Source organism: Sinisalibacter aestuarii (assembly GCF_027923545.1).
Taxonomy (GTDB): Bacteria; Pseudomonadota; Alphaproteobacteria; order Rhodobacterales; family Rhodobacteraceae; genus Sinisalibacter; species Sinisalibacter aestuarii.
On sequence record NZ_BROH01000001.1, the window covers coordinates 873,205 to 898,714 of the forward strand.

Genomic DNA, 25,510 nt, shown 5'->3' on the forward strand with positions numbered 1-25,510 from the left:
CCGGCGCTCAGGCAATGATATCGGGGGTGAGCGTGTCTTCGATCCGCGCGATCTTGTCCTTGAGCTGAAGTTTCTGTTTTTTCAGCCGGGTGATCGTAAGCTGGTCGGACACGGCGCGCTCTTCCAGCGCCTGGATCGCGGCGTCGAGGTCGCGGTGTTCCTGGCGCAGCACTTCAAGCTCCACCCGAAGCACATCTTCCTGATCCATTTCACGCGCTTTGGCCATTTGATCCGAGTCGGTTTTTTCTGTCTGCGGAAGAACTTACGCCTTCTGCGCCGGATTCCAAAGGGAATTGCGGCCTCTTGCGGGGCGCGGTCGCGCTCCCCATATTTCTGTCAGCCGGGTCGCCGAGACCGGGACCGGGCAGACAGGTCGCTTGTGCAAAGGACGTGTAGATGAGCAAACTGACGCTGGGCACCCACCCGTTTCTTCTGGGCTTCGACCAGATCGAGCGGATGCTGGAACAGGCCGAGAAATCGGGCGCCGACGGGTACCCGCCCTTCAACATCGAACAGGTAAGCGAACGCGCCTACCGGATCACCCTCGCGGTGGCCGGGTTCTCTGACGACGATCTGTCGATCACCGTGGAAGACCGCAAACTGGTGGTGCGGGGCCGGTCCCCGAAGAAGGACGAAGCCAGGGTGTTCCTGCATCGTGGCATCGCCGCCCGCCAGTTCATGAAAAGCTTCGTGCTGGCCGATGGCGTGGATGTGTCCGGGGCCACCACCGAAAACGGGCTTCTGCATATTGATCTGGAGCGGGCCGAGCCGGAAAAGCTCGTGCAGACGATCCAGATCCGCAAGGGGTGAGCCAATCGCCCCGGCGCGTTCCAAGTGAGGAAGGAGAGCGTTATGGATGTGAAGTTTAATGGTCTGCCCGACAGCGACGACCGGATCGTCTATATCCGTGAGGTCGATGTGGCCGATCTGCCGGAAGAGGTGCGCCGTGAGGTTGGCGGGCTGAAGAAGCTCTATGCCGTGCATTCCGCCGAAGGCGAGCGGCTGGCGCTGGTGCGCGACCGGCACATGGCCTTCGTGCTCGCCCGGCAGAACGATCTCGCCCCGGTTGCGGTGCATTAGATCTCCGGCCAGATCCCGAATTTCCGATGAATAAGCGCGGCGGCGGCAGCAGCGTCACGCGGTCGGCCCCTTGTGCGAGCAGCGCCTCCACCACCTGAGGCACCTGCCCGAAACGTGGCGGGATCGTGGTAAGCGAGATGACGAGCAAGGTGGCCGCCGGCGGATCGGAGCACGCGCCGGCCCCTTCATCCTTGCAAAAATACTCAAATCTCCCGCATGCGCCAATCGGGCGCCGGGCCGGGCAGGGTGAAACGAAAAGGCCGGGGATCATCCCCGGCCTTGTCGTTTTCGGCACTCGCAGAACATGTTACCCGGCGATCAGCCCCATGGATTCCAGTTTCAGGATCACCTGATGGGCGGCGTTGTCTACGTCCACCCCCTCGGTCTGAACCCGCAGCTCGGGGTTTTCCGGCGTCTCGTAGGGGTCGGAGATACCGGTGAATTCCTTGATCTTGCCTTCACGGGCCAGCTTGTAGAGGCCCTTGCGGTCGCGCCGCTCGCATTCCTCGATCGAGGTCGCCACGTGCACTTCGACGAAGGCGCCGTATTGCTCGATATCCTCGCGCACCGCGCGGCGCGTGGCCGTATAGGGCGCGATCGGGGCGCAGAGGGCGATGCCGCCGTTCTTGGTGATCTCGCTGGCCACATAACCGATCCGGCGGATGTTCAGATCGCGGTGCTCTTTCGAGAAGCCCAGCTCGGACGACAGGTTCTTGCGCACGATATCGCCGTCGAGCAGCGTCACAGGGCGGCCGCCCATTTCCATCAGCTTGACCTGCAGCGCGTTGGCGATGGTCGATTTGCCCGAACCGGAGAAGCCGGTGAAGAACACGGTAAAGCCCTGTTTGGCGCGCGGCGGCCGCGTGCGGCGCAGCTCCTGCACCACTTCGGGGAAGGAGAACCATTCGGGGATTTCCAGCCCCTCCGCCAGACGGCGGCGCAGCTCGGTGCCCGAGATGTTGAGCACGGTCACGCCCTCTTCGATCTCGTCGGCGGGCTCGTATTGGGCACGCTCCTGCACATAGACCATGTGCTTGAAGTCGACCATTTCGACGCCGATTTCGCTCTCGTATTCGCGGAACAGATCCTGCGCCTCATAGGGGCCATAGAAGTCTTCGCCCGCCGAGTTCTTGCCGGGGCCGGCATGATCGCGCCCGACGATGAAATGCGTCACGCCGTGATTCTTGCGGATCAGCCCGTGCCAGACTGCTTCGCGCGGGCCGCCCATGCGCATCGCCAGCGGCAGCAGGCTCATCGTGGTGGTCGATTGCGGGTATTTGTCGAGCACCGCCTCATAGCAGCGCACGCGGGTGAAGTGATCCACGTCGCCCGGCTTGGTCATCCCGACCACCGGGTGGATCAGCAGGTTGGCCTGCGCCTCCTTGGCGGCGCGGAAGGTCAGCTCCTGGTGGGCGCGGTGCAGCGGGTTGCGGGTCTGAAAGGCGACAATCCGGCGCCAGCCGAGCTTGCGGAAATAGGCGCGCAGCTCGTTCGGCGTGTCGCGCCGGGCGCGGAAATCGTAATGGGTGGGCGGCTGGATGCCCACGATCGGCCCGCCGAGATAGACCGGGCCGGCGGTGTTGTGCAGGTAGTTCACCGCCGGATGGGCGATGTCATCGGCGCCAAACACCTTCTCGGCCTCGCGCGCCTTGTTCGGCACCCAGTTGTCGGTGACGGTCATGGTGGCGAGGATCACGCCTTCCTGGTCGCGCAGGGCGATATCCTGCCCCTCTTCGAGCTTGGCGGCGAAGTCTTCCGACACGTCGAGCGTGATCGGCATCGGCCAGAGGCTGCCATCGGCGAGGCGCATGTTTTCGACGACGCCGTCATAATCCTCTTCGGTCAGGAACCCTTTGAGCGGGTTGAACCCGCCGTTCATCAGCAGTTCGAGATCGTTGATCTGGCGCGGGGTCAGATCCCAGCTCACGAGGTCGGCGGCTTCGACCTTCAGCTTCTGGGCGCTCTCGTAGGAGACGTAGAGTTCGGGAATGGGGGTGAGGTTACTCTGCACGATCTTGGTCCTATGCTTGAGGGGAACGAGTCCACTGGTGGTGCCGGTCAGTTCGGCGTGCAATGCGTCATATTCGGCGAATTTGCGGGCGAGGAACCGGTCGGTGAGGCGCACTTTTTCCGCCGCGCCGCGCGAGGTCAGCGCATAGGCGAAGCGGCTCCGCCGGTCGGGCCCGGCCCGGTCGCTGATCCTGACGAGTCCGGCATCGGTCACCGCCCGAAGCTGGGCGTTGAGGCGACCGAGCGAAATGCCGAGCGCCTGCGCCGTCGCGCGCTGCGATGCGTCCGGCGCCTGTTCGAGCTGGCGCAGGAGGCGGAAGAGCAGGTCTTCCTCGGAGGGGTTTGGTGTGGTGGCGGTTGCGGGCATCGGTGGGTCAAAGTGTGTTCACGGGTGAACATATCTCAGAAACGGAAGGACTTTGGAAGGAGGAAATCCGGAGAAATGCGTCCTGTTTCAAATTGTGACTCTCGTGCAACGCGGCAGGTGGAGCGGGCCGTCAAGCGGGATACGGCGCATATGTGCTCCGAGCCCCGACCACACGGGAAAGCAACGTGCTCGGGCGCCGAATTGAAGTGGATTTGCGCAAGGTCAATGCCGGCGGCGCCCGATGTGGTAGATACTTTATTTCTGAGCGGTTCAAGCACCAGAGCGCGCCGCGCTTGCGGTGCCGGAAGCCGGTGCAGGCGATGGATCGACTCGACCGGCCTTGTTTGCCGTGCGCCGCAGCAAACTGGGTTCGTTTTTGTGCGTTCCGTCATAGAGAAGGCCAGTGGACGAATTTGTTCATATGAACAGCGGAAGAGATAAACCCGACCTGATTGCCGCTCTGCGATCCAGCGAGGGATCTGTGCGCCTGAAGGCTGCGCTCATCGCTGGTGTCCATCCGGATTTGGATCTTCTTGACGAACTGCTGGATCGTTGCGCCGTTGAGCCTGACTTTCATGTCAGGGAGCAGCTCACTTGGAGTTTGCTCCGGTATCCGAAGGATATCGTTGTCCCGAGACTATGTGCCGAAGTCTCATCCGCCAACGCGCAGGCCAGGTCGCAAGCCTTGCACACGCTGTCCAAAATCAAGGACAAGAACGCCTGGCCGGTGATCACCGCACCTTTGCTGCGCGATCCCAACGATGAGGTCGCTAAAGCTGCGTGGCGTGCTGCGGTATCCATGGTCCCGCCGGGAAAAGAAAAGTCACTGGCGGAGGATTTGGGTTCACAGCTCGGCCGCGGCGGTCGAGATGTGCAGCTGAGCTTGAGCCGTGCCCTGATCGCGCTGGGCGAGGATGCGGCAGGCCCGATCCTTCGCAAGGCCGTGTCGAGCGATGACCACGACGTGCAACTACATGCGCGGGCCACTGAAAAGATACTCTACGATCGCAATGTCGATTTTCAGTATGCGATTGATCAGGTCAAAGTCGTGCTCGCGCCTCGCACCAGGGACTGATCTGCGGTCACACCAAACGTTCGCGTTGGAATGGTCCTTGTCGCCTCAATCCGGGCTGCGAGCGCCCGGTTCGAACGCGGCCATGCTGGCCTTGCCAGGGATAAACGCCGCCCGGGATTTCTTGCCGAGCGGCGTTTGTCCTATCCCGCGTGTGGCTCAGTTATCCTGCGCGGCGAGCCAGTGTTCGGCGTCGAGCGCGGCCATGCAGCCCATGCCGGCGGAGGTGACGGCCTGGCGGTAGACATGGTCGGTCAGGTCGCCGGCGGCGAAAACGCCCTCGATATTGGTGCGGGTCGAACCCGGCTCTACCTTCACATAGCCGCCGTTATGCAGCTCAAGCTGATCTTTCACCAGTTCCGAGGCCGGCGCGTGACCGATGGCGACAAACACGCCGTCGGCGGTGATCTCGGTGATCTCGCCGGTTTTCACGTTCCTGGCTTTCACGCCGGTTACGCCCATCGGCATGTCGGTGCCGACAACCTCGTCGAGCACGTTGTCCCACAGCACTTCGATCTTCGGGTTCTTCATCAGCCGGTCGATCAGGATCTTCTCGGCGCGAAACTCGTCGCGACGGTGAATCACCGTCACCTTCGAGCCGAAATTGGTGAGGAACAGCGCCTCTTCCACGGCGGTGTTGCCGCCGCCGATCACCACGATCGGCTTGTCACGGTAGAAGAACCCGTCGCAGGTGGCGCAGGCGGAAACGCCGAAGCCCTTGAACTTGTCTTCGCTCGGCAGGCCCAGCCACTTGGCGCGCGCGCCGGTGGCGAGGATCACCGCGTCAGCCGTATAGGTGTTGCCCGAGTCGCCCTTGGCGGTGAAGGGGCGGTTTTGCAGGTCGAGCTCGGTGATGATGTCCTGGATCACCTCTGTGCCCATGGCTTCGGCATGGGCCTGCATGTTGACCATCAGTTCGGGGCCCTGGATCTCGGTGAAGCCGGGGTAGTTTTCCACCTCAGTGGTGGTGGTGAGCTGGCCGCCCGGTTCCATCCCCTGCACGAGAATGGGATTGAGCATGGCGCGCGCGGCGTAGACGCCCGCCGTGTAGCCCGCCGGGCCGGAGCCGATGATGAGAACCTTGGTGTGACGTGTTTCGGACATGGGGATACCCTTCGAAATACTTGAGTTGGACCCGATATAATCTGCCCGTTCCCTGCCCGAAACCCCTTGCGACATGCTGTCAATTCGAGCATCGGATAAAAACCGGGTGCGACATGATCTTGCGTAAAGGCGAAACAATATTGCGCATCCCTGCGCGCGCCAGTAGTGTTCGCGCAACTTCGCGAGGATGTTCCATGCCCCATAGTAAGCTTGATCCGATTGACCGCATGATCCTTGCGGAATTGCAGGCCGATGGCCGGATGACCAATGTCGAACTCGCCAAGCGGGTCGGCATTTCGGCCCCACCCTGTCTGCGCCGGGTGCGGACGCTGGAGGAGTTGGGTTACATCCGCGGCTATCACGCCGATGTGGACGCCCGCAAGCTTGGTTTCGAGGTGCAGGTTTTCGCCATGGTCGGGCTGCAGAGCCAGGCCGAGGCCGATCTTTCGGCCTTCGAGGCGCGCTGCCGCGCATGGCCGCTGGTGCGCGAATGCCATATGCTGAACGGCGAGGTGGATTTCATCCTCAAATGCGTCGCGCCGGATTTGTCGACCTTCCAGTCGTTCCTCACCGAGCAACTGACGGCGGCCGACAACGTGGCGAGCGTGAAAACCTCGCTGGTGATCCGCGATGCCAAGGATGAGCCGGGCGTGCCCTTTGACGTGCTCGAAGCGCGGGTGAACGCGGCAAGCTGAGGCCGCTCTCACGAAGCACAAAGGCCGCCCTGGAGGGCGGCCTGTGTGTTTGGAGATTGAATGCCGGTCAGGCGGCCAGAGCGCGGGCGCGGGCGGCGGCCTTGCGCTTCGCCCGGCGGGCGCCACGGGTCCAGGGAAGCTCGGCCGTTTCCGTATTGGCCGCGTCGATCACCGATTTCATCCAGCGCTTTTTCATGTCTCTGCCCTTCGGTCTGTCGCCCCCACGGGCGTGTCGTTTCGTTAAGACATGTGTCGCCCCGGAATGGGGCAGGTTTTGGGCGCTGTCGGGGAAAGTCGGGGGCTTCTTCCGGTCACAATCCGGGCGATTTACCCCCGATTGTTGCCGGGCGGGAAACCGTTTCAGAGCCGGATTACCGATATCAGCCGCCCGTAATCGGCTTCCTTGCTGTGGACCGACCGGCGGTAGGAATAGAAGCGGGCAGGGTCGGAATAGGTGCAGTGGCGCGTCCATTCCGCATGGCCGATGCCGGCGTTGCGCAGACGGAACAGACCGTAGCCCGGCAGGTCGAACAGCGCCCGGTCGCCGTCGCCGCTTGCGAAGAAGCGGGCATTGTCGCGGTCTTCGTCGATGAAGCGCTCCACGAATTCCGGCCCCACCTCATAAGCGCGCTGGCTGATCGTCGGGCCGATCGCGGCGGCGATGTTGCGCCGCTCGGCCCCCAGCGCTTCCATTGCGTCGAGCGTGGCGTCCAGCACGCCGTCGAGCGCGCCTTTCCACCCCGCATGGGCCGCGCCGATCACACCGGCGGTGCGGTCGGCAAACAGCACCGGCTCGCAATCGGCGGTCAGGATGGCGAGCGCTATGCCCGGCGTGGCCGTTACCATCGCATCGGCTTGCGGCCGGGGCTCGGGCAGGGGAGCGGTGACAGGCACCACTTCGGCGGAATGGGTCTGGTAAACGGTGGTCAGCGCGTCGGGCGCCACCTCCATCGCCTGTGCCACCCGGCTGCGGTTCAGCGCCACGGCGTCGCGCTGGTCATCCGATCCGCCGCCGCAGTTGAGCCCGGCATAAACCCCGGACGAGGCCCCGCCCTTGCGGGTGAAGAACCCATGCCTCACACCTTCAAGCGCGTCCGACGTGATGAATTCGAGGTTCATGGTTCCAGTCCCGGCAACATCGGTGCGCCCATGGGCATGAGGGCGAGCACCTTGAACAAGGTTCCCATTTCATCGGGATGCGTCAAGCGGCGATGGGCGGCGATGTGGCTGTCCAACGCCGCGCCGCTCAGGCGGGTGGCGAGCATCCGGGCGCGCTGAGTGATCCCGAGGCGTTCGAGAAACACGCCCTGCGGCGTAAGCGGCGCGGCGGCAAGGCGCGGGGTGGCCAGCGTCAGCGCCTCGAAATCCACATGCGCCGTGAGGTCGGCGGCGCCGGGATTGGCGAGCGGGCTTTCCGGCCGGTGCGCGCGGAGCGCCTGCAAGGTGTCGCCCAGCGAGCGCCAGTCGCCATAGTCGATCACCAGCGCCGCTCCCCCTTGCGTTGCGATCCGTGCTTCGATCTCGGCCATGATGGCCGGGGCGGATGGGCAGGTTTCCACCAGCTTGCCCTCCGGCACATCGTCGCGTGCGGCCAGGGCGCCGGGATGCGCCGGGCCGCCCAAGCCGAAGGCCAGCGCGCCAGCCTCGGCGCCGACAAGGCGCTCCCGCCAGCCAGCGCCGGCCCGCACGAACTGGCGGATCGGCAGCGCGTCGAAGAATTCATTGGCCACAAGGAAGAGCGGCGCGTCGGGCAGGGTGGTGGCGCTGTCGTGGTGGGTCACCTCCATCCCGGCCAGCGCCGTGCGCTGTTTTTCGCGCAGGGGCGGCGAGGCTTCGACGAGGTGCAGCCGCAGGGCAGTGTGAAATCCGGGCACGCCGCGCGTCGCCCGCAGGATATCGGCCATCAGCGTGCCACGCCCCGGCCCAAGCTCGGCCAGCGTGAACGGCGCGGGCGCGCCCTGATCCAGCCAGCCCTGCGCCAGCGCCAGCCCGACAAGCTCGCCGAACATCTGGCTGACCTCCGGCGCGGTGGTGAAATCGCCCGCCGCGCCCAGCGGGTCGCGGGTGGTGTAGTAGCCCAGCGTCGGGTGGGTCAGACACTCGGCCATGTAGTCGGATACGGGCATCGGCCCGGTTTCGGCGATCCGCGCGAGAAGGGCGTCGCGCAGGCTCATGCGCGGGCGCGCCGGTTGGCCCAGAGGATGGTGAGTATGCCCGCCAGCACCATCGGCAGCGACAGGAGCTGGCCCATCGTCATGCCGAGGAATACCTGCCCGAAGGGATCGTCGGGGGTGATATATTGCGGGTCCGCCTGCCGGAAGAATTCGACGATGAAGCGCGACATGCCATAGCCCAGAAAGAACGTGCCCGCGATCCGGCCCGGCACTTTCAGCCAGCCCCGGCCCCAGGCGAGGACGATCAGCACGAGCATCAGCACCAGCCCCTCCAACCCGGCCTCGTAAAGTTGTGACGGGTGGCGGGCGCAGGGTGCGGCGGCGGTGGCGCAGGATTGCGCAAGCTCACCGGGGAAGATCACGCCCCAGGGCAGATCGGTCGGGCGGCCCCAAAGCTCGGCATTGATGAAATTCGCCACCCGCACCAGGCCCAGCGCCGGTGGCGTGGCCAGCGCCAGCAGGTCTGCGATGCTCGCGGTGGCCAGCTTGTGCTTGCGCGAGAACAGCCACACCCCCACCACGACGCCGAGAAAGCCGCCGTGAAACGCCATGCCGCCCATCCAGACCTTCGGAATGTCGAGCGGATGGCTGAGGTAATAGCCCGGCTGATAGAACAGCACGAAGCCGAGCCGGCCGCCGACGATGATCGAGATCACCATCCATGTCACCAGCTCCTCAAGCTGCGCTTTCGTCATCGGCGCGGCGTCGCGCCAGAGGGCCGGGGCGGCGATGGCGCGGGCGATGATCCACCAGCCGATCAGGATGCCGACGATATAGCCGAGCGCATACCAGCGGATGGCGAGATGCAAGCCGCCGATATCCACGGCAAACAGCTCGGGCGAAATGTCGGGAAAGGGGATCGCGGCAAACATGCGCCCTGATTGGCGCTGGCCGGACGGGGTGTCAACCTTGTGCATCGCCGCGCTCTCGCCCATATAGAGCGAAAGTGATTTGGAGGCTTGCCCATGTCGACCCGCAACAAGGTCTTTGACGATTTCTCGCAGCTCTTCACCAACGCGATGGGCGTGGCGCAGGGGGCCAAGACCGAGGCCGAGACGGCGATGAAAAGCTGGATGGACCGCTGGCTGGCCGACCGACAGCTTGTCACCCGCGAAGAGTTCGACGCCGTGCGCGCGATGGCTCAGAAGGCGCGGGAAGAGAACGAGGCGCTGAAAGCGCGCATCGAGGCGCTGGAAGCCGCCGCCAACAAGGGCTGAGCTTGCGCGCGCTGGCCGCATTCGTCCTCGCCCTGCTGCCCGGCATGGCGGTGGCGGATTGCACGGCGCCCGCCAATCTTGCCCAGCTTCGCACCGATATGGCCAAGGCTGTAAACGCGCAGCGCAACGCCAACGGGCGGGTGCCGCTCGGCCATGCGCCCAGGCTTGACGAAGCCGCCATGGCCCATGCCTGCTGGATGGCGGAAACGGGCACATTCTCGCATCGCGGTGCGGGCGGCAGCTTGCCGAAGCGGCGGATCAGGGCCACCGGCTACCGCACCCACCTCACCGCCGAAAACATCGCCTGGGGCCAGCGGACGGCGGCGCAGGTGGTGGCCGAATGGATGCAATCGCCCGGCCACCGCAAGAACATCCTGCTGGGCGGGATCGACGAATACGGCATCGGCATCGCGGTGATGCAGGGCCGCCTCGTCTGGGTGATGGACTATGCCGCCCACTAGCCGGCTTGCCGGAAAACTGAAACCCAGGCGCAAGACAGGTGGCGAATCCGGCCCCCGAATGCAGGCTTCCTGAAAGCCCGTCCCTCATTCATCTTGCCGAAAATATCCCGGGGGTCCGGGGGCTGGCCCCCGGTCCGGCCCTCAGTTCAGGATCGGCGGCTTGGTCGGATCGCTGCCCGGCCCGGCATGCACTTCCTCGAACCCGTCTTCGTCCCGCTCGCCCGCCTCCGGGTCGGGAAATTCGTAGCGCAGCCCCATATGGTCGAGATGTTCGCAGATCGGATCGTTCGAGGCGAAGAAGGCCACGTCGACCGCGGCGAGGTCGGTGCCGGAGAAAACCAGCGCCTCATGCGTCGCGCGTGCCAGTGCCTGCTCGGCGCCGGGCTCTGCGTCGATGAAGGCGAGCAGCCAGCCGTCGCTGTCGTCGGAATAGGTGCCTTTGACGAAGACGGCGTGAGACGCGAGGCCGGCGGCGGTCACCAGCTTTTCCTCAAGCCCCTCGATCAGCCCGTCGGGCAGGCCGAAGGGGGGCGCGATGGCGACGAGGTTGCGCTCGCCTTCCTCGGGTTTGATGTCGAGCGTATCGGCCAGCCAGTCCATCGCCGCGGCGGGCAGGGTGATCGACGAGACCGCGACATCGAGGTTCAGCGCTAGCCCCACGCCTTGCCCGGCGATTGATTGCGCGATCACCCGGCCGGGCAGGGCGGCATAGGGCAGGGCGTCGTTCTTGTAGCTCGCGGCGAAGGAGCCGAGCCGCTCTTCGGTGTCGAAGACCAGTGCATAGCGGTCGATATTGGCGGTGTCCTGATTGTCGAACTCCAGAACTTCGGGGTCGAGCACCGCGCCCTCGGGTTCGCGGCTGAGCAGCAGAAACAGCGTGGTGTCGGCGAGGCGCTGGTAGAATTTCAGCCGCAGCGCGTCGTCCTCGGGGTTCTCCATCATGTCCGTATGGGCATGGTCGAGCGGCGTCATGGCCATCAGGTGTTTCCTCCCAATTCTTCTGTCATGCGGTCGCGCAGCACCGGCAGCAGCTCGGCCTCGAACCACGGATTTTTCTTCAGCCATCCCGTATTGCGCCAGGACGGGTGAGGCAAGGGGAAGACACGGGGCGCATGGTCGCGCCAGCCGCGCACGGTGTCGGTCAATGCGCCGCGCGTGCCCAGGTAGCGGCGCTGCGCATGGGCGCCCACCAGCAGGGTAAGGCGGACATTCGGCAGCGCGGCGTCGACGGCATCATGCCAGGTTTCGGCGCAGAGCCCGGGCGGCGGCAGGTCGCTGCCGCGCGCATCGTAGCCGGGGAAGCAGAAGGCCATCGGCGTGATGGCGATCCGGGCGCGGTCGTAGAACACATCGCGGCTCACCCCCATCCAGTCGCGCAGACGGTCGCCGGAGGCGTCGTTGAACGGCAACCCGCTCTCATGCACCCGCATTCCCGGGGCCTGCCCGACGACACGGATCGTCGCCTCGGGCGAAAACCAGGCGACGGGGCGTGGCGCATGGGCCGTCTTCGTCGCGGCGAAGCGGTCGGCGCAGAGGCGGCAGGCGCGGATCTGGTCGGTGAGCGCGGGCATGGGCAATGAGATAGGGGCGCGGTGGGGGGCGGGCAAGCAGCGCAGAAGTTTCGACACTTCTCGAAATAAATTGCATAGCGATAAACGCTTCGATATTTCTAGAAATATGAAAAACGAATCGTGCCAGATTACCGCCCTTCCCGTCGAGGTTGCCGCCTCGGCCTTCGCCGCTCTCGGCTCCGAACAGCGCCTCGGGGTGCTGCGCGTTCTTGTCCGGGCCGGTCCTGACGGCCTGACGATGGGCGCGTTGGGCCAGCGCACCGGGGTGACGGGATCGACGCTGACCCACCACCTGAAGATCCTCGCGGGCGCCGGTCTGGTCACACAGGAAAAACGGGGCCGCTCCATCATCTGTGGCGCGGCCGACTACGATATCATGCGTGCGCTGGCGGATTATCTCCTGTCGGAATGCTGCGCCGATTGCGGGCCCGGGGAGGGGCATGACCATGGCTGAGACCACCCAGCAGACATCCCTTACGGGCAAGTTCAGGCCAGATGGCGCTTGGGTCGCCATCGCCGCGATCCCGGTGATCCTCGCGATTTTCGCACCGGCCGAGCTTTTGCCCACCTTGCGCTTTGCCGGCGGTGCGATTGCCCATACCGGCGTGTTTATCCTCTTCGCGGTCTTCGCTGTGGCCTACATGAAGGCGACCGGCGCGGAGAACTTGCTTGCGCGTGCCTTCGAGGGGCGCGAGGTGCGGATGATCGTGCTTGCGGCGCTGATGGGCGGGCTTTCGCCCTTCTGCTCCTGCGAGGTCATTCCCTTCATCGCCGCCCTGCTGGCGGTGGGCGCGCCGCTCTCGGCGGTCATGGCCTTCTGGCTCGCTTCGCCGCTGATGGACCCGGCGATGTTCTTCATCACCGCCGGCGAGCTTGGAATGCCCTTCGCGCTGGGCAAGACGGCGGCGGCGGTGGGCCTGGGATTGCTCGGGGGCTTCGCAACGCGCGCCCTTGCCACCTCGCCGCTCTTTGCCAATCCGCTGAAACACGCGCCCGTCAAAAGCTGCGGCTGTGCCTCCTCCTGTTCCTCCGATGCGCCGTTTTCCGGCAAGGTCGTCTGGCGGTTCTGGCCGGACCCGCAGCGCCGCGCCACCTTCCGCGCGACGGCGTGGGACAATATCCTGTTCCTCGGCAAGTGGCTGCTGCTGGCCTACCTTATCGAAGCCCTGATGCTGCGCTATATTCCCGCCGATCTCATCGCTCGTGTGCTTGGCGGCGATGGGCTCTGGCCCGTGGTGCTGGGCGCGCTGGTTGGTGCCCCGGCCTATCTTAACGGCTATGCGGCGGTGCCGATGGTGGCAGGGCTGCTGGATCAGGGCATGAGCCCCGGTGCGGCGATGTCCTTCGTCATCGCCGGAGGGGTGAGCTGCATCCCGGCGGCGGTGGCAGTCTGGGCGCTCGTCAAGCCGCGTGTTTTTGCGGCATATCTTGGCCTCGCCGTCGCCGGATCCATCATTGCCGGGCTTGCCTGGGGCGCGATCGCCTGATCGCTCCGGCAGCCCGGTTGTTCCTGCGCGCCAGTTGGATTATGTCAGCCGGACAGACGAATGCGACGGGAGCACGGGCATGTACCGGGTGTGGAACTTCATCAGCAACTACTCTTTGCTCCTGATCCTCGGCGCCGTACTGGCGCTGGCCTGGGCCAATGTCGATCCGAACAGCTACCATCATTTCGTCGAATACCCGCTGTGGTTCAATTCGTGGTTCGGCAGCGACATTCATCACTGGACGCTGGCCTATGGCGATGCCGCCCATCACTACGAGATCGGCGATGTCGAGAAGGTGGTGACCGTCCACTACCTCGTGAACGACATGCTCATGGCCTTCTTCTTTGCCATCGCGGCCAAGGAAGTCTGGGAGGCGGTGATCCTGAAAAACGGCTCGCTCCGGGGCCGCAAGGCCGCCACGCCGCTGGTGGCGACGGCGGGCGGGATGCTCGGGCCGATCGCCGTCTATCTCGGGCTGGCGCTGTTTCTCGGGTCGGAAACCTTCGATGCGGTGCATCGCGGATGGGCGATCCCGACCGCGACGGATATCGCCTTTTCCTATCTCGTGGGCCGGATCGTGTTCGGCGCGGGCCACCCGGCGGTGCGCTTCCTGCTGCTTCTCGCCATCGCCGACGATGCGGGCGGGCTGATCATCCTGGCGATTTTCTATCCGTCGGGCGAGCTGGCGCCGGAATGGCTGCTGGTCTCCTTCGGGGCCGCGCTGGCCGTTTACGGGCTGTTCAACTGGCTGCCGCGCCGGCTCGACGTTGGTAAGCAGACGCGACCCTATTCGACCTGGGTGCGCAAATATCTGAACTTCTGGCCCTATGCGCTGGCCGGTGCGGTGAGCTGGTTTGCCTTCGCGCAGTCCGGGATTCACCCCGCGCTCGGGCTTCTGCCCATCGTGCCCGCAATCCCGCATGCCGACCGTGCCTTCGGCATCTTCGCCGAGGCCGAAAAATACCTGACCGACCTGCTGAACGTGATCGAGCACGCTCTGAAGAACCCGGTGGAGGTGATTCTCTTCTTCTTCGGGCTGGCCAATGCCGGGGTCGAGTTCAGCGCGATCAGCGCCCCGACCTGGCTGGTGCTGGCGGGCCTGCTGATCGGCAAGCCGCTTGGCATCTTTCTCTTTGGCTGGATCGCCGCGCGCCCGCTCGGGCTTGGGCTGCCGGCCGGGATGCGCCCGGCCGATCTGGTGGTGATCGGCGCGGTTGCGGCCATCGGCTTTACCGTGGCGCTGTTCGTGGCCTCCGTCGCCTTCGATCCCGGCCCGGTGCAGGACGCGGCGAAGATGGGGGCGCTGTTCAGTTTCGGCGCTGCGGCGATCGCGATCCTTGCGGGCAAAGTGTTTCGGGTTCAGAAACAACAGGGATAGGCGCGGGCGCATGGCCCTCGCAGAACAAGGGGGTCGCGGCTGCGGTGTTTCCTGTGCGACAACAAACAGAGGCCGAATCCGTCAAGATTCCGCCACAATTGGTGTGAATCCGTTGTCTTGCGGGGAATTTGTCCGACATAATGGCGCCCAATTGGCCCTATATATCCCGATATTAACGAAGCTCGGATAAACGGGCAGCAAGGCAAAGAGCGGATCCAAGGCACGCCGCATGATCGAGTTCAAAAACGTGAGCAAGTCCTTCTGGACCGGCAAGCAGCGCAAGGTCATTCTCGACCAGGCGTCGTTTCGCGTTGAACTGGGCCAGAGCTTTGGCATCCTCGCGCCGAACGGCTCGGGCAAGACGACGATCATCAACATGATGGCGGGGCTCGAAAAGCCCGACGAGGGCGAGATCCGGCGCACCAGCCGCGTCTCATTCCCGCTCGGGTTCATGGGCGGGGTGGTGAGCAAGCTCTCGGCGAAGGAAAACGCCCGCTACATTGCCCAGCTCTACGGGCTCGACCCGGACTATATCGAGGCCTATACGCGCTGGCTCTGCGGCCTTGAGGAATATTACGATTTTCCGCTCGGCACATATTCGGCGGGGATGCGCGCGCGCTTCTCCTTTTCGCTCCTGCTGGCGCTCGATTTCGATATCTATCTGATCGACGAGGGCATGCCGCAGACGACCGATGCCGAGTTCAACCGAAAGGCCGGCGATGCGCTGCGCGAACGGCTCGAAAGTGCGACCGTGATCATCGTCAGCCACCAGGCGAAGACGCTGGAAAAGTTTGCAAGTTCTGCTGGCGTCCTGCGCGACGGCCAGTTGTACATTTTTGACACCTTGGAAGAGGCGAAACAGCTCTATGACTACTCCACCCAAGGCTAAGAAATTCCGGATCCGCCGGTCTCCCACACAGGCGGCGGGCGCGCATGCCACCGCCGAGAGGTTCGAGCGCGACGAGCCGCCGGCGGGCGAGGCTGCGGCTGCCGCGCCGACCGGCCAGCGCCCGCGCGGCGTGCCGCCGCGTGCACCGCGCGAGCTGAACCCGCTTGAGGCGAGCGTGGCCGATGGCACCGAAGACGGTTTTCCGGAAGAAGGCTTCAACACCGCCGGCCGCCGCGCCCCGGCATCCGCCGCGCAGAGCATGGCCGCGACGCCGCCGGGCGGTTCAGCCGAGCACGAGCTTGCTGAAATCCGTAAGGAGGGCCTGACCGGCCGCCAGCTTCGCATGGCCCGCCGCCTCGCGCAAAAGCACGGGCTGCCCGCGACGTCGGATTACGACGCGGTGCGCCTGCTGCGCCGCAACGGCATTGATCCGTTCCACCGCGCCAATATGCTCGAACTGGTCTCCGCCGATGGCAAGCCGCCGCAACGCGCCGAGAACCAGGACCGGGTGCAACTGCCGCAAACCGTCGACAATTCGCCCAAACTGCCCTCGCCAAAGGTGATGGACGCCGCCGAGCGGGCGCGGTCGATCATGGAGATTCAGGCCGACATCGCCCGTCGCCGCCGCCGCAAGCTTTCGCTTCTGTTCACGCGGCTCGCCTTCTTCGTCCTGCTGCCCACGCTGATCGCGGGCTATTACTTCTACGCCATCGCCACGCCGATGTATGCGACCAAGTCCGAATTCGTGATCCAGAAAGCCGAGGTCGGTTCGACCTCGCTCGGCTCGCTCTTCGCAGGGTCGGGGCTGGCCACGAGCCAGGATTCGATCACCGTGCAATCCTATCTCACCTCGCGCGACGCGATGCTGCGGCTGGATGCGGATCTGGCCTTCAAGGACCATTTCGAAAACCCCGAGATCGACGCGATCCAGCGCCTTGGCGCCAATGCGTCGAACGAGGAGGCCTACAAGCTCTACAAGCGCAATGTGAAGATCGGCTTCGACCCGTCGGAGGGGATCATCAAGATGGAGGTGGTCGCGGCAAGCCCCGAGCTTTCGGCAGCCTTCTCCGAGGCGCTGATCCGCTATGCCGAGGAACGGGTGGACAATCTCACCACCCGGCTGCGCGAAGACCAGATGGCCGGCGCGGTATCGAGCTACCAGGAGGCGGAAGAAAAGCGCGCGGCAGCGCAGGCCGAAGTGCTGCGGCTGCAACAGGAACTCGGCGTGTTCGACGCCACATCCGAGGCCAGCACGCTCAACGGGCAGATCGCCACCTTCGAGACCCAGCTCAGCGAAAAGCAACTCCAGCTTCAGCAATTGCTCGACAATGCCCGGCCGAACCAGGCGCGGGTTGAGGGTGTGCGCGGCGATATCCGCCGGCTGGAAGCGCTGGTGGGCGATCTGCGCGCCAAGCTCACCGATGCGGGCGGCACCGCCTCGGGCGAAAGCATCGCACAGATCTCCGGCCAGCTCGCCGTGGCGCAGTCGGATCTTGAGACCCGCACGCTGATGATGCAGCAGGCGCTGCAGCAGCTTGAAGCGGCCCGGATCGAGGCCAACAAGCAGACCCGCTACCTTGAGATGGGCGTGCACCCGGTGGCGCCGGACCAGCCGACCTATCCGCGTGCCTTTGAAAACACGATCCTCGCCTTCCTCATATTCGCGGGCATCTACCTGATGATCTCGATCACCGCGTCGATCCTGCGCGAGCAGGTCTCGGGATGAGTGCGCCCGTGCGGGCGCTCGATATCGGCGGCGTGCGGGTCGGCAACGACCTGCCGCTGACCCTGATCGCCGGCCCGTGCCAGCTTGAAGGGCTCGACCACGCGCTGACCATCGCCGCGGCGCTGCAGGCGGCCTGCGCCGCCGAGGGGGTGGGCTTCATCTTCAAGGCATCCTTCGACAAGGCCAACCGCACCTCTGCGCAGGGTGCGCGTGGGCCGGGGATGGAGGCGGGGCTTGCGATGCTGGCGGGGGTGAAGGCCCGGCTCGGCGTGCCGGTGCTGACCGATATCCACCTGCCCGGTCAGGCTGCCCCGGTGGCCGAGGTGGCCGATATTCTGCAGATCCCCGCCTTCCTCTGCCGCCAGACCGATCTGTTGCAGGCCGCCGGGCGCACAAGGCGGGCGGTGAATATCAAGAAGGGCCAGTTTCTCGCGCCGTGGGATATGGCGCGCGCCGCGGCCAAGGTATCGCAGACGGGCAACGAGGCGATCCTGCTCACCGAGCGCGGCACGTCCTTCGGCTACAACGCGCTGGTCACCGATATGCGCGCTCTGCCGGCGATGGCCGAAACGGGCTATCCGGTGATCATGGATGCGACCCATGCGGTGCAGATGCCGGGCGGCCACGGCGATGCCTCGGGCGGCGACAGGCGGATGGCCCCGGTGCTGGCGCGCGCAGCCGTGTCGCTCGGGATCGCCGGGGTGTTCATCGAGACCCATCCGGAACCGGACAGCGCCCCCTCTGATGGCCCCAATATGATCCGGCTTGACGATATGCCGGCGCTGATCGCAGATCTCGCGGCATTCGACCGGCTCGCCAAGGCCCGCCCGCTCCGGCCCGGCTGACGGGCGGATAGGTTCTGGCCTTTCGCGGGGGGCTTGCCTAGGCTCTCGGAAAATTTTCCGAGGTCATCATGAAAGCCATTCGATTCCTTCTGTTTTCTCTCGCGCTCCTTGTCGCTGTCCCGGCCTCGGCGCAGAATGGCACGATCACCACGCGCGAAGGGTCGAGCGCCGCGATCCAGGCCGAATCCGACGCCGCCATCGCCACCCGCATCCGCGACATCATCCACGAGCTCGACGGCTACGAAGATGTGACCGTCGCTGTGAAAGCGGGCATCGTCACCCTGCGGGGGACCACCCTCGATGCGGGGCTTGTCGAAAAGCTCGATACATTGGTCGAGCGCGTCGATGGCGTCGTGGCCATCGAGAACGAGGTTACACTGTCGACCAGCGTGGCGGACCGCCTCTCGCCGGTCTGGAAACGGCTCGTCTCGCGCGCTCAGGCAACGGTGGCCTTCCTGCCGCTGATCGCGGTGGCGGCGGTGGCCTTCGGACTTGTCGTCTGGCTGGGCTTTTTCATCGGTAACCGCACCCAGCCCTGGGAACGGCTCGCGCCCAATGCCTTCATCGCCGACATCTACCGCACCGTGGTCAAACTCGCCGCATTGGTCGCGGGGATCGTCGTTGCGCTCGACATCCTCGGCGCCACGGCGCTGCTGTCGACCATCCTTGGCGCGGCGGGCATCGTCGGCCTCGCTATCGGTTTTGCCGTGCGCGACACGGTGGAGAATTTCATCGCCTCGATCCTGCTGTCGATCCGCCAGCCGTTCCGCCCGAACGATGCGATCGAGATCAATGGCGACGAGGGCAAAGTGATCCGCCTCACCAGCCGGGCGACAATCCTGCTGAGCTGGGACGGCAACCATATCCGCATTCCCAATTCGACCGTGTTCAAGAGCCGGATCCTCAATTACAGCCGCAATCCCGAGCGCCGCTTCAAATTCGATATCGGCGTGGCCTATGGTACCGATCTCGCCGCCGCCAAAGTGCTGGCGGAAGACACGGTGGGGGCGCTGCCCTTCGTTCTGGAAAGCCCGGCGGTGAATTCCTGGACAACCACACTCAATGGCTCCGATATCGGCATGATCGTGGTGGGCTGGATCGACCAGCGCGAGACCGATCTGCAAGCGGCGCGCTCCGAGGCGATCCGCCAAGTGCTCATCGCCTTTGACCGCGCCGGTATCGAGATGCCCGAACCCACCTACCGCTTGCTCACCGCCGATGCCGCGAGCGTGCCGGTGCCGCCGATGCAGGCCGCGCCGGTCGCGCCCAGGCCCGCGCTTGCCCCCCATCCCGTACCGGCCGGCGATCAGGTGCAGGACGTGGCGGCGACGCCCGAACACGAGCTGGAGAAGATGGTCAACGACGAGCGGCGCGAGACCGGGGCCGACGATCTGCTGACCCTTGGAACCCGCGCCGAATAGCGCGCCGCCGCGCCGCTTTTTTCGCTTGCAGCCCCGGGGCGCATTGAGTAGGAACACCGGCGCTGCTGGGGTGTAGCCAAGTGGTAAGGCAGCGGTTTTTGGTACCGTGTATCGTAGGTTCGAATCCTACCACCCCAGCCATTTTCTCGCAGTCTTAGTAAAATAAGTCACTGAAAACAAAGTAATTTCTGGGCAGGACGCCGTTTGACTGGCGGGTTTTTCTATACAGTTCGCCCTCATTTTTGCTACACATTGCTGAAAACGATCTCGTCACGACCCGGACGGCCTAGGGGCCCGGGCCCGCAACCGAGATCGTGCGCGATTCCGAGGAACTACTCGCGGAGACCAAGGCCCGCGCCCGGTCTGAACTCGAAGCATGGGATAGCTTTCGTCTCAGCCTGCGCGCTGTTGACTTGCTCCTCCGGTTCGAGCTTCAGGACGAGCCAGTCGTGCCATCTATCACGAGCGCTGACCAGAAGCCGACTGGCGATGTTGGCCGGCTTATGGTCCTGCTGTGTGGGCGAATTCTGGGCGGCGTGGTCGGACGGTTCCGTGGGTTCATCGCGCAGAACGCAACAGCTGTTCCGACCAAAGCTTCGGATAGGTTTGTAGGATTGCCGAAAACCGTGCGCGATACCCATAATATTGCGCATTTCGCTCAATAGTTTGCGCGGGCGGGAAAAACAGGGATCCAGAGCGGAGCCGAAAAGAAAACCGGGAGTTTCCGACTTTTCCGGTTTGGCCGAAGGCGGGTGCGCGCCTCCGATCAGGATCCGTCGTTCGGCTCCCTCGCTCTCCAGCCCGCCTGCGCAGTGCAGATGCCCGGTCGCGATCAGGGGGAGGTCGGGGTTGCGCGACGTCGCGAATATAGAGCGGACAGTCTTTCGCGGCCCCAGGAGTCGATGGTAGGTCGCCAAACGTCCGAACCCGTCCGTCTGCCATAGGCCGTCCGTTGGCGCAACCGGCGTTCGGGTGTGACACCGCTTTTTGGCGGGGCTGCATCGAGGCGAACACGGTTCGCGTGATCCCGCGGCGCCTGTCGCTTGGCCGTGCGACGTGGGCCTGCACGGTGATTTGTCATCCCACCCGGGTGGCGATCTCCCTGAGCCGGGGCCTGGCGTGCCGGAAGAACATCGTGTAGCTTTCACAGAAATAGTTGTGCCCCGGCTCGCCGTCCTTCGAGCGCAGAATCCGGTGTTTGGGGCATCCACCATTGCAAACGGTGCGGAATTCGCAGGCCTTGCACTGAGCGGTCAGGCTGTCGCGCTTGGCGTCGCCAAATTCGTGCGCCGCGTCACTCCACGCCATCTCGCCGATGTCGCGCTCCATGATATTGCCAAGCTTGAACTCGGGATAGACGAAGTGGTCGCATGCGTAGAGATCGCCGTTGTGCTCAATTGCCAACCCGTTGCCGCAAGTCTCGGCGAAGATGCACAAACTCGCCGGGCGGCCCATCCATAGACCCACCTGGTTCTCGAAGAACTGCACGAACACCTGGCCGATGTCGTGGCGGTGCCACTGGTCGAAGACGTCGCAGAGGAACTTGCCGTAGGCCTTCGGTGCCACGCTCCACTCGGTGATGGCGTTCGACGGGTCGTCGTCTGCCTGTGGCGCGCTGGCAAGGTCGCCATCGGGCGCACGACGCTCGACGATCGGGATGAACTGCAGGTGCTCGGTGCCGAGTCCACGCAGGAACCGGTAGATCTCCTTGCCCTTGCCGGCATTGGCCCGGTGCACCGTGGTGAGGATGTTGAACTCGGCGCCATTGCGCTTGAGCGCCTCGAGCCCGCGCATCACTGCGTCGAACGTGGGTCGTCCCGCCCGGTCGCGCCGGTAGCGGTCGTGGATCTGTTTCGGCCCGTCGATGGAGATCCCGATCAGGAAATTCTCGCGGGCGAAGAACCGAGCCCAGGCATCGTCGATAAGGATGCCGTTTGTCTGAAGCGTATTCTCGATCCGAACGCCGGACGGGGCGTATTGCTTCTGCAATGCCACGGCTCGCTCGAAGAAGTCGACCCCCAGCATGGTCGGCTCGCCGCCCTGCCATGCGAACAGAACCTCCCGCATCCCCGCTCTGATCTCGGCCGCGATCAACCCCTGCACGTAGGTTTCCAGCACGTCATCGGGCATGCGGAACTTCTTCTCGTCCGGGTAGAGCTTTTCCTTTTCGAGATAATAGCAGTAGCTGCAATCGATGTTGCACCGGGGCCCGATGGGCTTGGTCATCACGTGGAAGGGGCGGGTTGCGGTCATGATCCCAAATCAACCGGTATCGACGACAATTTCAAGGCAATAACTGTCCCCCGTCACCGAACAGCTTCAACCATTTGTACAGAGAATGGGTGCTCACTCCGAACCGTCGGGAAACTTCCCGCACAGGATACCCACGCACTGTGATCTGGTGCACCGCATCCCGCTTGAACCCATCTCTGTAATTGCTTGCCCCATGTCGGCCTCCTTGCCTCAAAGTTAGGGGCCAAGGTGTCTACAAATCCAGGACCACCTCAAATTGAACTGCGCCCTGCTCTGGAGTGCCGGCCACCTGGCGCGAAATACGGTCTGCTCATTGTCACCCGCCTCTTCCCTGGAAGCTGCGAGGGGTGGCGGCAGACGAATGCGAACTTCTCCCTGCCGACAAAGGAATACCGTCGCCGATCAGCGATTTACCGGCACAAGCAGAAAGTCAGGTCCGCCGCGACTGGCGATTGCCAACATGGGGCGCCCACCGCCTGCAAGATCAATCACCTCGACATGCATTCCGTTCGCGGTCGCATCACCGGGCAAAAGGCCGGCCACGCCGGTGAAGTGCCCGGTGCCATCGTTCGTCAGCACCGCAAGCGGCGTGGACCAGCTGCGGCCCGTGAGGTCGCCGAACCGCGCGAGGACAATATCCATGGTGCCGTCACCGTCGAGGTCAGCCGCGGCCGCGTCCATGGTTGAGCCGCTGTCTGCCGGCAGCCGCGCCGACGTCTCATCGGTGAAATGGCCGGTTCCGTCGTTGATCAGCAGCCGGTCCTGCGAGTCGAGATCGGAAAACAGGCTCACATTGGCCAGATAGAGATCCAGGTCGCCATCGCCATCGACGTCGATCAGCTCCGCGTCGCGGGTTTCACCGGCAATCTGCCCGGCAAGCAGGGTCTCGCTGGCATCGGCAAAGCGCCCGCCCCCCAGCGCGACCAGAAGGCTGTTCCTCCCCTCGTTTGCCACCACAATGTCGGCAAGCCCGTCGCCGGTCACGTCGCCCAGTGCGAGATCCTGGGTGACCTGCGCACCTCCGGGAAACCCCGGATCCACGCGGAACCTCCCCCTGCCGTCATTCAGCAGCAGGACATTTGGCCCGTTATTGCCGATGACAAGGTCCAGATCGCCGTCGCTGTCCATGTCGGCCATGATCACGGCGTTGGAAATGCCGGCAACCGGAAGCGGCCACGGCGATGGCCGGAACCGGCCGCTGCCATCGTTCAGCAGGTAGCTGTCGGTGCGGTCATCCTCGGACACGACCACGAGGTCGAGATCGCCGTCGCCGTCCACGTCGCCAAGAGCGGCATCTTCGCTGTCATGCACCTCGCGCGGGGCCCATCCCGGCTCTGCGTCGCGGAAGCGCCCGGTGCCATCGCCCAGCAGCAGGATATTGGGCGCGAATTCCAGTGCCAGCACAAGATCGGCGTGGCCGTCGCCATCGACGTCGCCTTGTGCGATATCCATGGTGAAGTCTCTCGGGTCGCGGGTGCCGAGCCCATCATCGCGCCGGTATCCGCCCGGGTCGGCCCATGCCGCAGTTGCCGCCGCGAGCACCGCCAGCGCGGCGATCGGCGTGCCGGCATTTCGGCGAGCGCTCGCCCGCTGCGCTGCACATTTTGACATTTTCCTCACCTCCTGAGCGCATTGCGGCTCGGACCCGCGTCCGACCGTCCGCGTCCCGTTACACCCGCCTGCGGCCTATGAACGGCATTGGCGTTGTCAATAAGCCTTCATGCGATCATTCTCCTGTGCCCCGCGCCGATCCGTCAATAACCCGGCGCGCGCACCTGCCACGCAATCCGAAGGGAGACCCAGATGCGCTACATCACCATTTGTGCCACACTTTGCCTCGCGTCTGCGGCCTCGGCCGAGACGCTGACCGAACTCTGGACACTCGACGGCTTCCAGATGCCTGAATCCGCCTATTACGAGGCCGGGTCCGGCAATATCGTGGTCAGCAATATCGGCGCGTTCGGGCCCGATGGCGGCATGGATGGCGCGCTTTCGCTGGTCTCGCCCGATGGCAGTCTGATCGAGGCCTCCTGGGTCGACGGTCTGATGGATCCCAAGGGCATGGCATCGCACGATGGCAAGCTCTATGTCGCCGACGCGGTGGGTCTTCAGGTGGTCGACATCGCGTCGGGCACGCTCGAAGCCACCATCGCCCTTCCGGGCGCCATGTTCCCCAACGACGTTGCGGTCGGGCCGGATGGCGCGGTCTATGTCAGCGAATTCATGGGCGGCGGCATTTTCCGCGTGATGGATGGCACGGCAGAGCTATGGAAGGAACTCGGCTCGTTGCCGCTGCCAAATGGCATTTTCGTCGATGGCGACCGGATGATCGTCGGGTCATTCGGCGACGAGATGGGCGAAAACTTCGCGGTGAACAATCCCGGTGGCCTGATTGCCGTGGATCTTGCCACCGGGGAAGCAACGCCGCTCGATGGCGCGCAGGGCGTCGCCAGTGTCGACGGCCTGGTCGCTGTCGGTGACATGATCGTCTATGACGACAATCCAACCGGGCGGATCATGCTCTGGAAGGACGGCACGAACCAAGTTATCGCCGAAACCGCACCCGGCGCGGCCGATCTTGGGGCCATGGACACGACAATCCTTGTGCCGAACCTGAACGCCGGCCAGGTCACCGCCTACCAGCTAAGCGAATAGCCGCAGGGAGCCGCCGCCGGGGAGCGCGTGGCCCCGGCGCGTCATCTGTCGAACATCATTTGGATGCGCGCGTCGCTCTGTTGAACTGTGCCCCCATCGCATCGCGGCAGATCTCGCGGTCTGACACCACCGCCATCACCTTTGAATTTATTTGTTGAAAACTGCCTCTTGCCATTCTGCCGATGCACTACCCATGCGATTTTCAGGGCTTTCGATGGCCTGAAAGCGCCCGTGAGCACTCACAAATACGCGACCGCGTTTGCGCCACGTGTGACCCTGCCAGCGATAACTAAGCTGCGCTTCCCGCATTCAGCAGGCGTTCTGCCCTACTGCGCCAGAAACCCGCCATCGACGACGAGTTCGGTGCCGGTGATATAGCTGGCATCGTCGGATGCGAGGAACATGACGGCCTTTGCAACCTCGTCGGCGCGGCCGATCCGGCCCAGCGGGATCTTCTCGATCTCCTTGGCGAACAGCGTTTCGGCGTCGATCTCCTGACGCTGCCCGCTCGGGCTCAGCATGCGCGGCATCAGGCCCGGATGGACCGAGTTCGCACGTATGCCATCGGCGGCATAGCGACAGGCGATGGCTTTGGTATACAGGCGCAGGGCGCCCTTGGAGGCGGTATAGGCCGGATGCGTCAGCGCATCGCCGACGAACCCCGCGATCGAGGAGATGTTGACGATCGCTCCACCGCCGGCTTTGCGCATGTGCGGCACGCAGGCCCTGGTGCCCAGATATGCCCCGGTCATGTTGATCGCCATGATCTTTTCGAAGTCCGAAAGCGATTCAGGGTCGAGCCCCGACCGCCCGCCGATCCCGGCATTGTTCACCAGGATGTGGATCCCCCCGAAAGCGTCAGCCGCCTGCGCCGCAACGCTCGCCCAGTCTTCCTCGCTGGTAACGTCGGCCCGCACGAAAATGCATCTGCCGCCATCCGCGTTGATCTGTTCCGCGGTTTCCCGTCCGAACTCGACGTGAACGTCGCTGATGCAGATTGCGGCGCCCTCCCGTGCAAAAAGCCGCGCCTCTTCGGCGCCCATACCGTTGGCGCCGCCAGAAATGACGACCACCTTGCCTTCGAACCGATTTCCCAAATTGTCCT

General features: G+C 64.5%; 26 protein-coding genes, 1 tRNA gene and 1 pseudogene. 15 read left to right on the forward strand and 13 right to left on the reverse strand.

The window, feature by feature from the left end; all coding sequences use genetic code 11:
• Window positions 1–7: 7 nt before the first annotated feature.
• Window positions 8–226: a YdcH family protein gene (locus tag QMG28_RS04445; RefSeq protein WP_281840946.1), complete on the reverse strand. Its 219-nt coding sequence runs from the start codon at window positions 224–226 to the stop codon at window positions 8–10.
• 170 nt (window positions 227–396) lie between these two features.
• Here QMG28_RS04445 and QMG28_RS04450 point away from each other — a divergent pair, with 170 nt between their 5' ends.
• Window positions 397–810, forward strand: a complete 414-nt coding sequence (locus tag QMG28_RS04450; protein WP_281840947.1) for an Hsp20 family protein — start codon at window positions 397–399, stop codon at window positions 808–810.
• 42 nt (window positions 811–852) lie between these two features.
• Window positions 853–1,080, forward strand: coding sequence for a DUF1150 family protein (locus QMG28_RS04455; RefSeq protein ID WP_281840948.1), 228 nt, complete (start codon window positions 853–855; stop codon window positions 1,078–1,080).
• Between the two features lie 307 nt (window positions 1,081–1,387).
• On the opposite strand, the gene QMG28_RS04460 is transcribed toward QMG28_RS04455, so the two are convergent.
• Window positions 1,388–3,457, reverse strand: coding sequence for a bifunctional sulfate adenylyltransferase/adenylylsulfate kinase (locus QMG28_RS04460; RefSeq protein WP_281840949.1), 2,070 nt, complete (start codon window positions 3,455–3,457; stop codon window positions 1,388–1,390).
• A 403-nt stretch (window positions 3,458–3,860) separates the two neighbouring features.
• Here QMG28_RS04460 and QMG28_RS04465 point away from each other — a divergent pair, with 403 nt between their 5' ends.
• Window positions 3,861–4,532 (forward strand): HEAT repeat domain-containing protein, encoded by a 672-nt coding sequence (locus QMG28_RS04465; RefSeq protein WP_281840950.1) that lies wholly within the window; start codon window positions 3,861–3,863, stop codon window positions 4,530–4,532.
• A gap of 156 nt (window positions 4,533–4,688) precedes the next feature.
• Here QMG28_RS04465 and trxB read toward each other — a convergent pair whose 3' ends face one another.
• Entirely contained in the window at window positions 4,689–5,633 is a 945-nt protein-coding gene (gene trxB, locus QMG28_RS04470; protein WP_281840951.1) for a thioredoxin-disulfide reductase, read from the reverse strand.
• A 194-nt stretch (window positions 5,634–5,827) separates the two neighbouring features.
• Here trxB and QMG28_RS04475 point away from each other — a divergent pair, with 194 nt between their 5' ends.
• Complete coding sequence (locus tag QMG28_RS04475) at window positions 5,828–6,328, forward strand: Lrp/AsnC family transcriptional regulator (RefSeq protein WP_281840952.1); 501 nt, start codon at window positions 5,828–5,830, stop codon at window positions 6,326–6,328.
• Between the two features lie 67 nt (window positions 6,329–6,395).
• Here the strand turns inward: QMG28_RS04475 and QMG28_RS04480 are convergent, their stop codons facing one another.
• The 4 genes from QMG28_RS04480 to lgt all read right to left on the reverse strand — a co-directional run bounded on the left by QMG28_RS04480 (window position 6,396) and on the right by lgt (window position 9,374).
• The gene (locus QMG28_RS04480) at window positions 6,396–6,524 is read right to left on the reverse strand and encodes a hypothetical protein (RefSeq protein WP_281840953.1); all 129 of its coding nucleotides are present in this window, start codon (window positions 6,522–6,524) and stop codon (window positions 6,396–6,398) included.
• Between the two features lie 164 nt (window positions 6,525–6,688).
• The gene (gene pgeF, locus QMG28_RS04485) at window positions 6,689–7,447 is read right to left on the reverse strand and encodes a peptidoglycan editing factor PgeF (RefSeq protein WP_281840954.1); all 759 of its coding nucleotides are present in this window, start codon (window positions 7,445–7,447) and stop codon (window positions 6,689–6,691) included.
• Complete coding sequence (locus QMG28_RS04490; protein WP_281840955.1) at window positions 7,444–8,502, reverse strand: class I SAM-dependent methyltransferase; 1,059 nt, start codon at window positions 8,500–8,502, stop codon at window positions 7,444–7,446. The genes pgeF and QMG28_RS04490 overlap by 4 nt, the downstream gene beginning before the upstream one ends.
• Window positions 8,499–9,374: a prolipoprotein diacylglyceryl transferase gene (gene lgt, locus QMG28_RS04495; protein ID WP_281840956.1), complete on the reverse strand. Its 876-nt coding sequence runs from the start codon at window positions 9,372–9,374 to the stop codon at window positions 8,499–8,501. The genes QMG28_RS04490 and lgt overlap by 4 nt, the downstream gene beginning before the upstream one ends.
• A 93-nt stretch (window positions 9,375–9,467) precedes the next feature.
• Between lgt and QMG28_RS04500 the strand changes: the two genes are divergently transcribed.
• Window positions 9,468–9,719 carry an accessory factor UbiK family protein gene (locus tag QMG28_RS04500; RefSeq protein ID WP_281840957.1) on the forward strand — a complete coding sequence of 84 codons (252 nt, stop codon included), beginning with the start codon at window positions 9,468–9,470 and terminating at the stop codon, window positions 9,717–9,719.
• A 2-nt stretch (window positions 9,720–9,721) separates the two neighbouring features.
• Window positions 9,722–10,180 (forward strand): CAP domain-containing protein, encoded by a 459-nt coding sequence (locus QMG28_RS04505; RefSeq protein ID WP_281840958.1) that lies wholly within the window; start codon window positions 9,722–9,724, stop codon window positions 10,178–10,180.
• A gap of 141 nt (window positions 10,181–10,321) precedes the next feature.
• Here the strand turns inward: QMG28_RS04505 and QMG28_RS04510 are convergent, their stop codons facing one another.
• Window positions 10,322–11,158, reverse strand: coding sequence for an SseB family protein (locus tag QMG28_RS04510; protein WP_281840959.1), 837 nt, complete (start codon window positions 11,156–11,158; stop codon window positions 10,322–10,324).
• A complete protein-coding gene (locus QMG28_RS04515; protein WP_281840960.1) occupies window positions 11,158–11,751 on the reverse strand; it encodes a uracil-DNA glycosylase family protein in 594 nt (197 codons plus the stop codon). The genes QMG28_RS04510 and QMG28_RS04515 overlap by 1 nt, the downstream gene beginning before the upstream one ends.
• Before the next feature lie 106 nt (window positions 11,752–11,857).
• On the opposite strand from QMG28_RS04515, the gene QMG28_RS04520 reads away from it, so the two are divergent.
• From QMG28_RS04520 to QMG28_RS04555, 8 genes are all read left to right on the forward strand, one after another.
• The gene (locus tag QMG28_RS04520; protein WP_281840961.1) at window positions 11,858–12,205 is read left to right on the forward strand and encodes an ArsR/SmtB family transcription factor; all 348 of its coding nucleotides are present in this window, start codon (window positions 11,858–11,860) and stop codon (window positions 12,203–12,205) included.
• Window positions 12,198–13,238 carry a permease gene (locus QMG28_RS04525; protein WP_281840962.1) on the forward strand — a complete coding sequence of 347 codons (1,041 nt, stop codon included), beginning with the start codon at window positions 12,198–12,200 and terminating at the stop codon, window positions 13,236–13,238. Before QMG28_RS04520 ends, QMG28_RS04525 begins: the two co-directional genes overlap by 8 nt.
• A 79-nt stretch (window positions 13,239–13,317) precedes the next feature.
• On the forward strand, window positions 13,318–14,616 hold the full coding sequence (locus QMG28_RS04530) for a Na+/H+ antiporter NhaA (protein WP_281840963.1): 1,299 nt from the start codon (window positions 13,318–13,320) through the stop codon (window positions 14,614–14,616).
• Between the two features lie 229 nt (window positions 14,617–14,845).
• Entirely contained in the window at window positions 14,846–15,505 is a 660-nt protein-coding gene (locus QMG28_RS04535; RefSeq protein WP_281840964.1) for an ABC transporter ATP-binding protein, read from the forward strand.
• Window positions 15,483–17,231, forward strand: a complete 1,749-nt coding sequence (locus tag QMG28_RS04540; protein ID WP_281840965.1) for a KpsE/RkpR family capsule polysaccharide export protein — start codon at window positions 15,483–15,485, stop codon at window positions 17,229–17,231. The genes QMG28_RS04535 and QMG28_RS04540 overlap by 23 nt, the downstream gene beginning before the upstream one ends.
• Window positions 17,228–18,076 (forward strand): 3-deoxy-8-phosphooctulonate synthase, encoded by an 849-nt coding sequence (gene kdsA, locus QMG28_RS04545; RefSeq protein ID WP_434784416.1) that lies wholly within the window; start codon window positions 17,228–17,230, stop codon window positions 18,074–18,076. The genes QMG28_RS04540 and kdsA overlap by 4 nt, the downstream gene beginning before the upstream one ends.
• Window positions 18,077–18,144: 68 nt before the next feature.
• Complete coding sequence (locus tag QMG28_RS04550; protein ID WP_281840966.1) at window positions 18,145–19,497, forward strand: mechanosensitive ion channel family protein; 1,353 nt, start codon at window positions 18,145–18,147, stop codon at window positions 19,495–19,497.
• 66 nt (window positions 19,498–19,563) lie between these two features.
• Window positions 19,564–19,638: transfer RNA gene (locus QMG28_RS04555), tRNA-Gln, on the forward strand.
• A 936-nt stretch (window positions 19,639–20,574) separates the two neighbouring features.
• Here QMG28_RS04555 and QMG28_RS04560 read toward each other — a convergent pair.
• The 3 genes and pseudogenes from QMG28_RS04560 to QMG28_RS04570 all read right to left on the reverse strand — a co-directional run bounded on the left by QMG28_RS04560 (window position 20,575) and on the right by QMG28_RS04570 (window position 23,361).
• The gene (locus QMG28_RS04560) at window positions 20,575–21,750 is read right to left on the reverse strand and encodes an anaerobic sulfatase maturase (protein ID WP_281840967.1); all 1,176 of its coding nucleotides are present in this window, start codon (window positions 21,748–21,750) and stop codon (window positions 20,575–20,577) included.
• Window positions 21,751–21,808: 58 nt separating this feature from the next.
• Window positions 21,809–21,964, reverse strand: a pseudogene (locus tag QMG28_RS04565) (transposase); the annotation flags it as partial.
• Window positions 21,965–22,152: 188 nt separating this feature from the next.
• On the reverse strand, window positions 22,153–23,361 hold the full coding sequence (locus tag QMG28_RS04570) for an FG-GAP repeat domain-containing protein (RefSeq protein ID WP_281841068.1): 1,209 nt from the start codon (window positions 23,359–23,361) through the stop codon (window positions 22,153–22,155).
• Window positions 23,362–23,553: 192 nt separating this feature from the next.
• Between QMG28_RS04570 and QMG28_RS04575 the strand changes: the two genes are divergently transcribed.
• Window positions 23,554–24,405, forward strand: coding sequence for an NHL repeat-containing protein (locus tag QMG28_RS04575; RefSeq protein WP_281840968.1), 852 nt, complete (start codon window positions 23,554–23,556; stop codon window positions 24,403–24,405).
• A gap of 326 nt (window positions 24,406–24,731) precedes the next feature.
• Here the strand turns inward: QMG28_RS04575 and QMG28_RS04580 are convergent, their stop codons facing one another.
• Window positions 24,732–25,502 (reverse strand): SDR family NAD(P)-dependent oxidoreductase, encoded by a 771-nt coding sequence (locus tag QMG28_RS04580; RefSeq protein WP_281840969.1) that lies wholly within the window; start codon window positions 25,500–25,502, stop codon window positions 24,732–24,734.
• Window positions 25,503–25,510: the final 8 nt, after the last annotated feature.

Coding starts and splice junctions, on each gene's coding strand:
- QMG28_RS04530 (WP_281840963.1), top strand. CDS start 13,318: ATGTACCGGGTGTGGAACTTCATCAGCAACTACTCTTTGCTCCTGATC.
- QMG28_RS04450 (WP_281840947.1), top strand. CDS start 397: ATGAGCAAACTGACGCTGGGCACCCACCCGTTTCTTCTGGGCTTCGAC.
- QMG28_RS04520 (WP_281840961.1), top strand. CDS start 11,858: ATGAAAAACGAATCGTGCCAGATTACCGCCCTTCCCGTCGAGGTTGCC.
- QMG28_RS04550 (WP_281840966.1), top strand. CDS start 18,145: ATGAAAGCCATTCGATTCCTTCTGTTTTCTCTCGCGCTCCTTGTCGCT.
- QMG28_RS04515 (WP_281840960.1), bottom strand. CDS start 11,751: ATGCCCGCGCTCACCGACCAGATCCGCGCCTGCCGCCTCTGCGCCGAC.
- QMG28_RS04475 (WP_281840952.1), top strand. CDS start 5,828: ATGCCCCATAGTAAGCTTGATCCGATTGACCGCATGATCCTTGCGGAA.
- QMG28_RS04575 (WP_281840968.1), top strand. CDS start 23,554: ATGCGCTACATCACCATTTGTGCCACACTTTGCCTCGCGTCTGCGGCC.
- QMG28_RS04490 (WP_281840955.1), bottom strand. CDS start 8,502: ATGAGCCTGCGCGACGCCCTTCTCGCGCGGATCGCCGAAACCGGGCCG.
- QMG28_RS04480 (WP_281840953.1), bottom strand. CDS start 6,524: ATGAAAAAGCGCTGGATGAAATCGGTGATCGACGCGGCCAATACGGAA.
- QMG28_RS04510 (WP_281840959.1), bottom strand. CDS start 11,158: ATGGCCATGACGCCGCTCGACCATGCCCATACGGACATGATGGAGAAC.
- QMG28_RS04560 (WP_281840967.1), bottom strand. CDS start 21,750: ATGACCGCAACCCGCCCCTTCCACGTGATGACCAAGCCCATCGGGCCC.
- QMG28_RS04455 (WP_281840948.1), top strand. CDS start 853: ATGGATGTGAAGTTTAATGGTCTGCCCGACAGCGACGACCGGATCGTC.
- QMG28_RS04535 (WP_281840964.1), top strand. CDS start 14,846: ATGATCGAGTTCAAAAACGTGAGCAAGTCCTTCTGGACCGGCAAGCAG.
- QMG28_RS04445 (WP_281840946.1), bottom strand. CDS start 226: ATGGCCAAAGCGCGTGAAATGGATCAGGAAGATGTGCTTCGGGTGGAG.
- trxB (WP_281840951.1), bottom strand. CDS start 5,633: ATGTCCGAAACACGTCACACCAAGGTTCTCATCATCGGCTCCGGCCCG.
- lgt (WP_281840956.1), bottom strand. CDS start 9,374: ATGTTTGCCGCGATCCCCTTTCCCGACATTTCGCCCGAGCTGTTTGCC.
- pgeF (WP_281840954.1), bottom strand. CDS start 7,447: ATGAACCTCGAATTCATCACGTCGGACGCGCTTGAAGGTGTGAGGCAT.
- QMG28_RS04570 (WP_281841068.1), bottom strand. CDS start 23,361: ATGTCAAAATGTGCAGCGCAGCGGGCGAGCGCTCGCCGAAATGCCGGC.
- QMG28_RS04500 (WP_281840957.1), top strand. CDS start 9,468: ATGTCGACCCGCAACAAGGTCTTTGACGATTTCTCGCAGCTCTTCACC.
- QMG28_RS04540 (WP_281840965.1), top strand. CDS start 15,483: ATGACTACTCCACCCAAGGCTAAGAAATTCCGGATCCGCCGGTCTCCC.
- kdsA (WP_434784416.1), top strand. CDS start 17,228: ATGAGTGCGCCCGTGCGGGCGCTCGATATCGGCGGCGTGCGGGTCGGC.
- QMG28_RS04525 (WP_281840962.1), top strand. CDS start 12,198: ATGGCTGAGACCACCCAGCAGACATCCCTTACGGGCAAGTTCAGGCCA.
- QMG28_RS04460 (WP_281840949.1), bottom strand. CDS start 3,457: ATGCCCGCAACCGCCACCACACCAAACCCCTCCGAGGAAGACCTGCTC.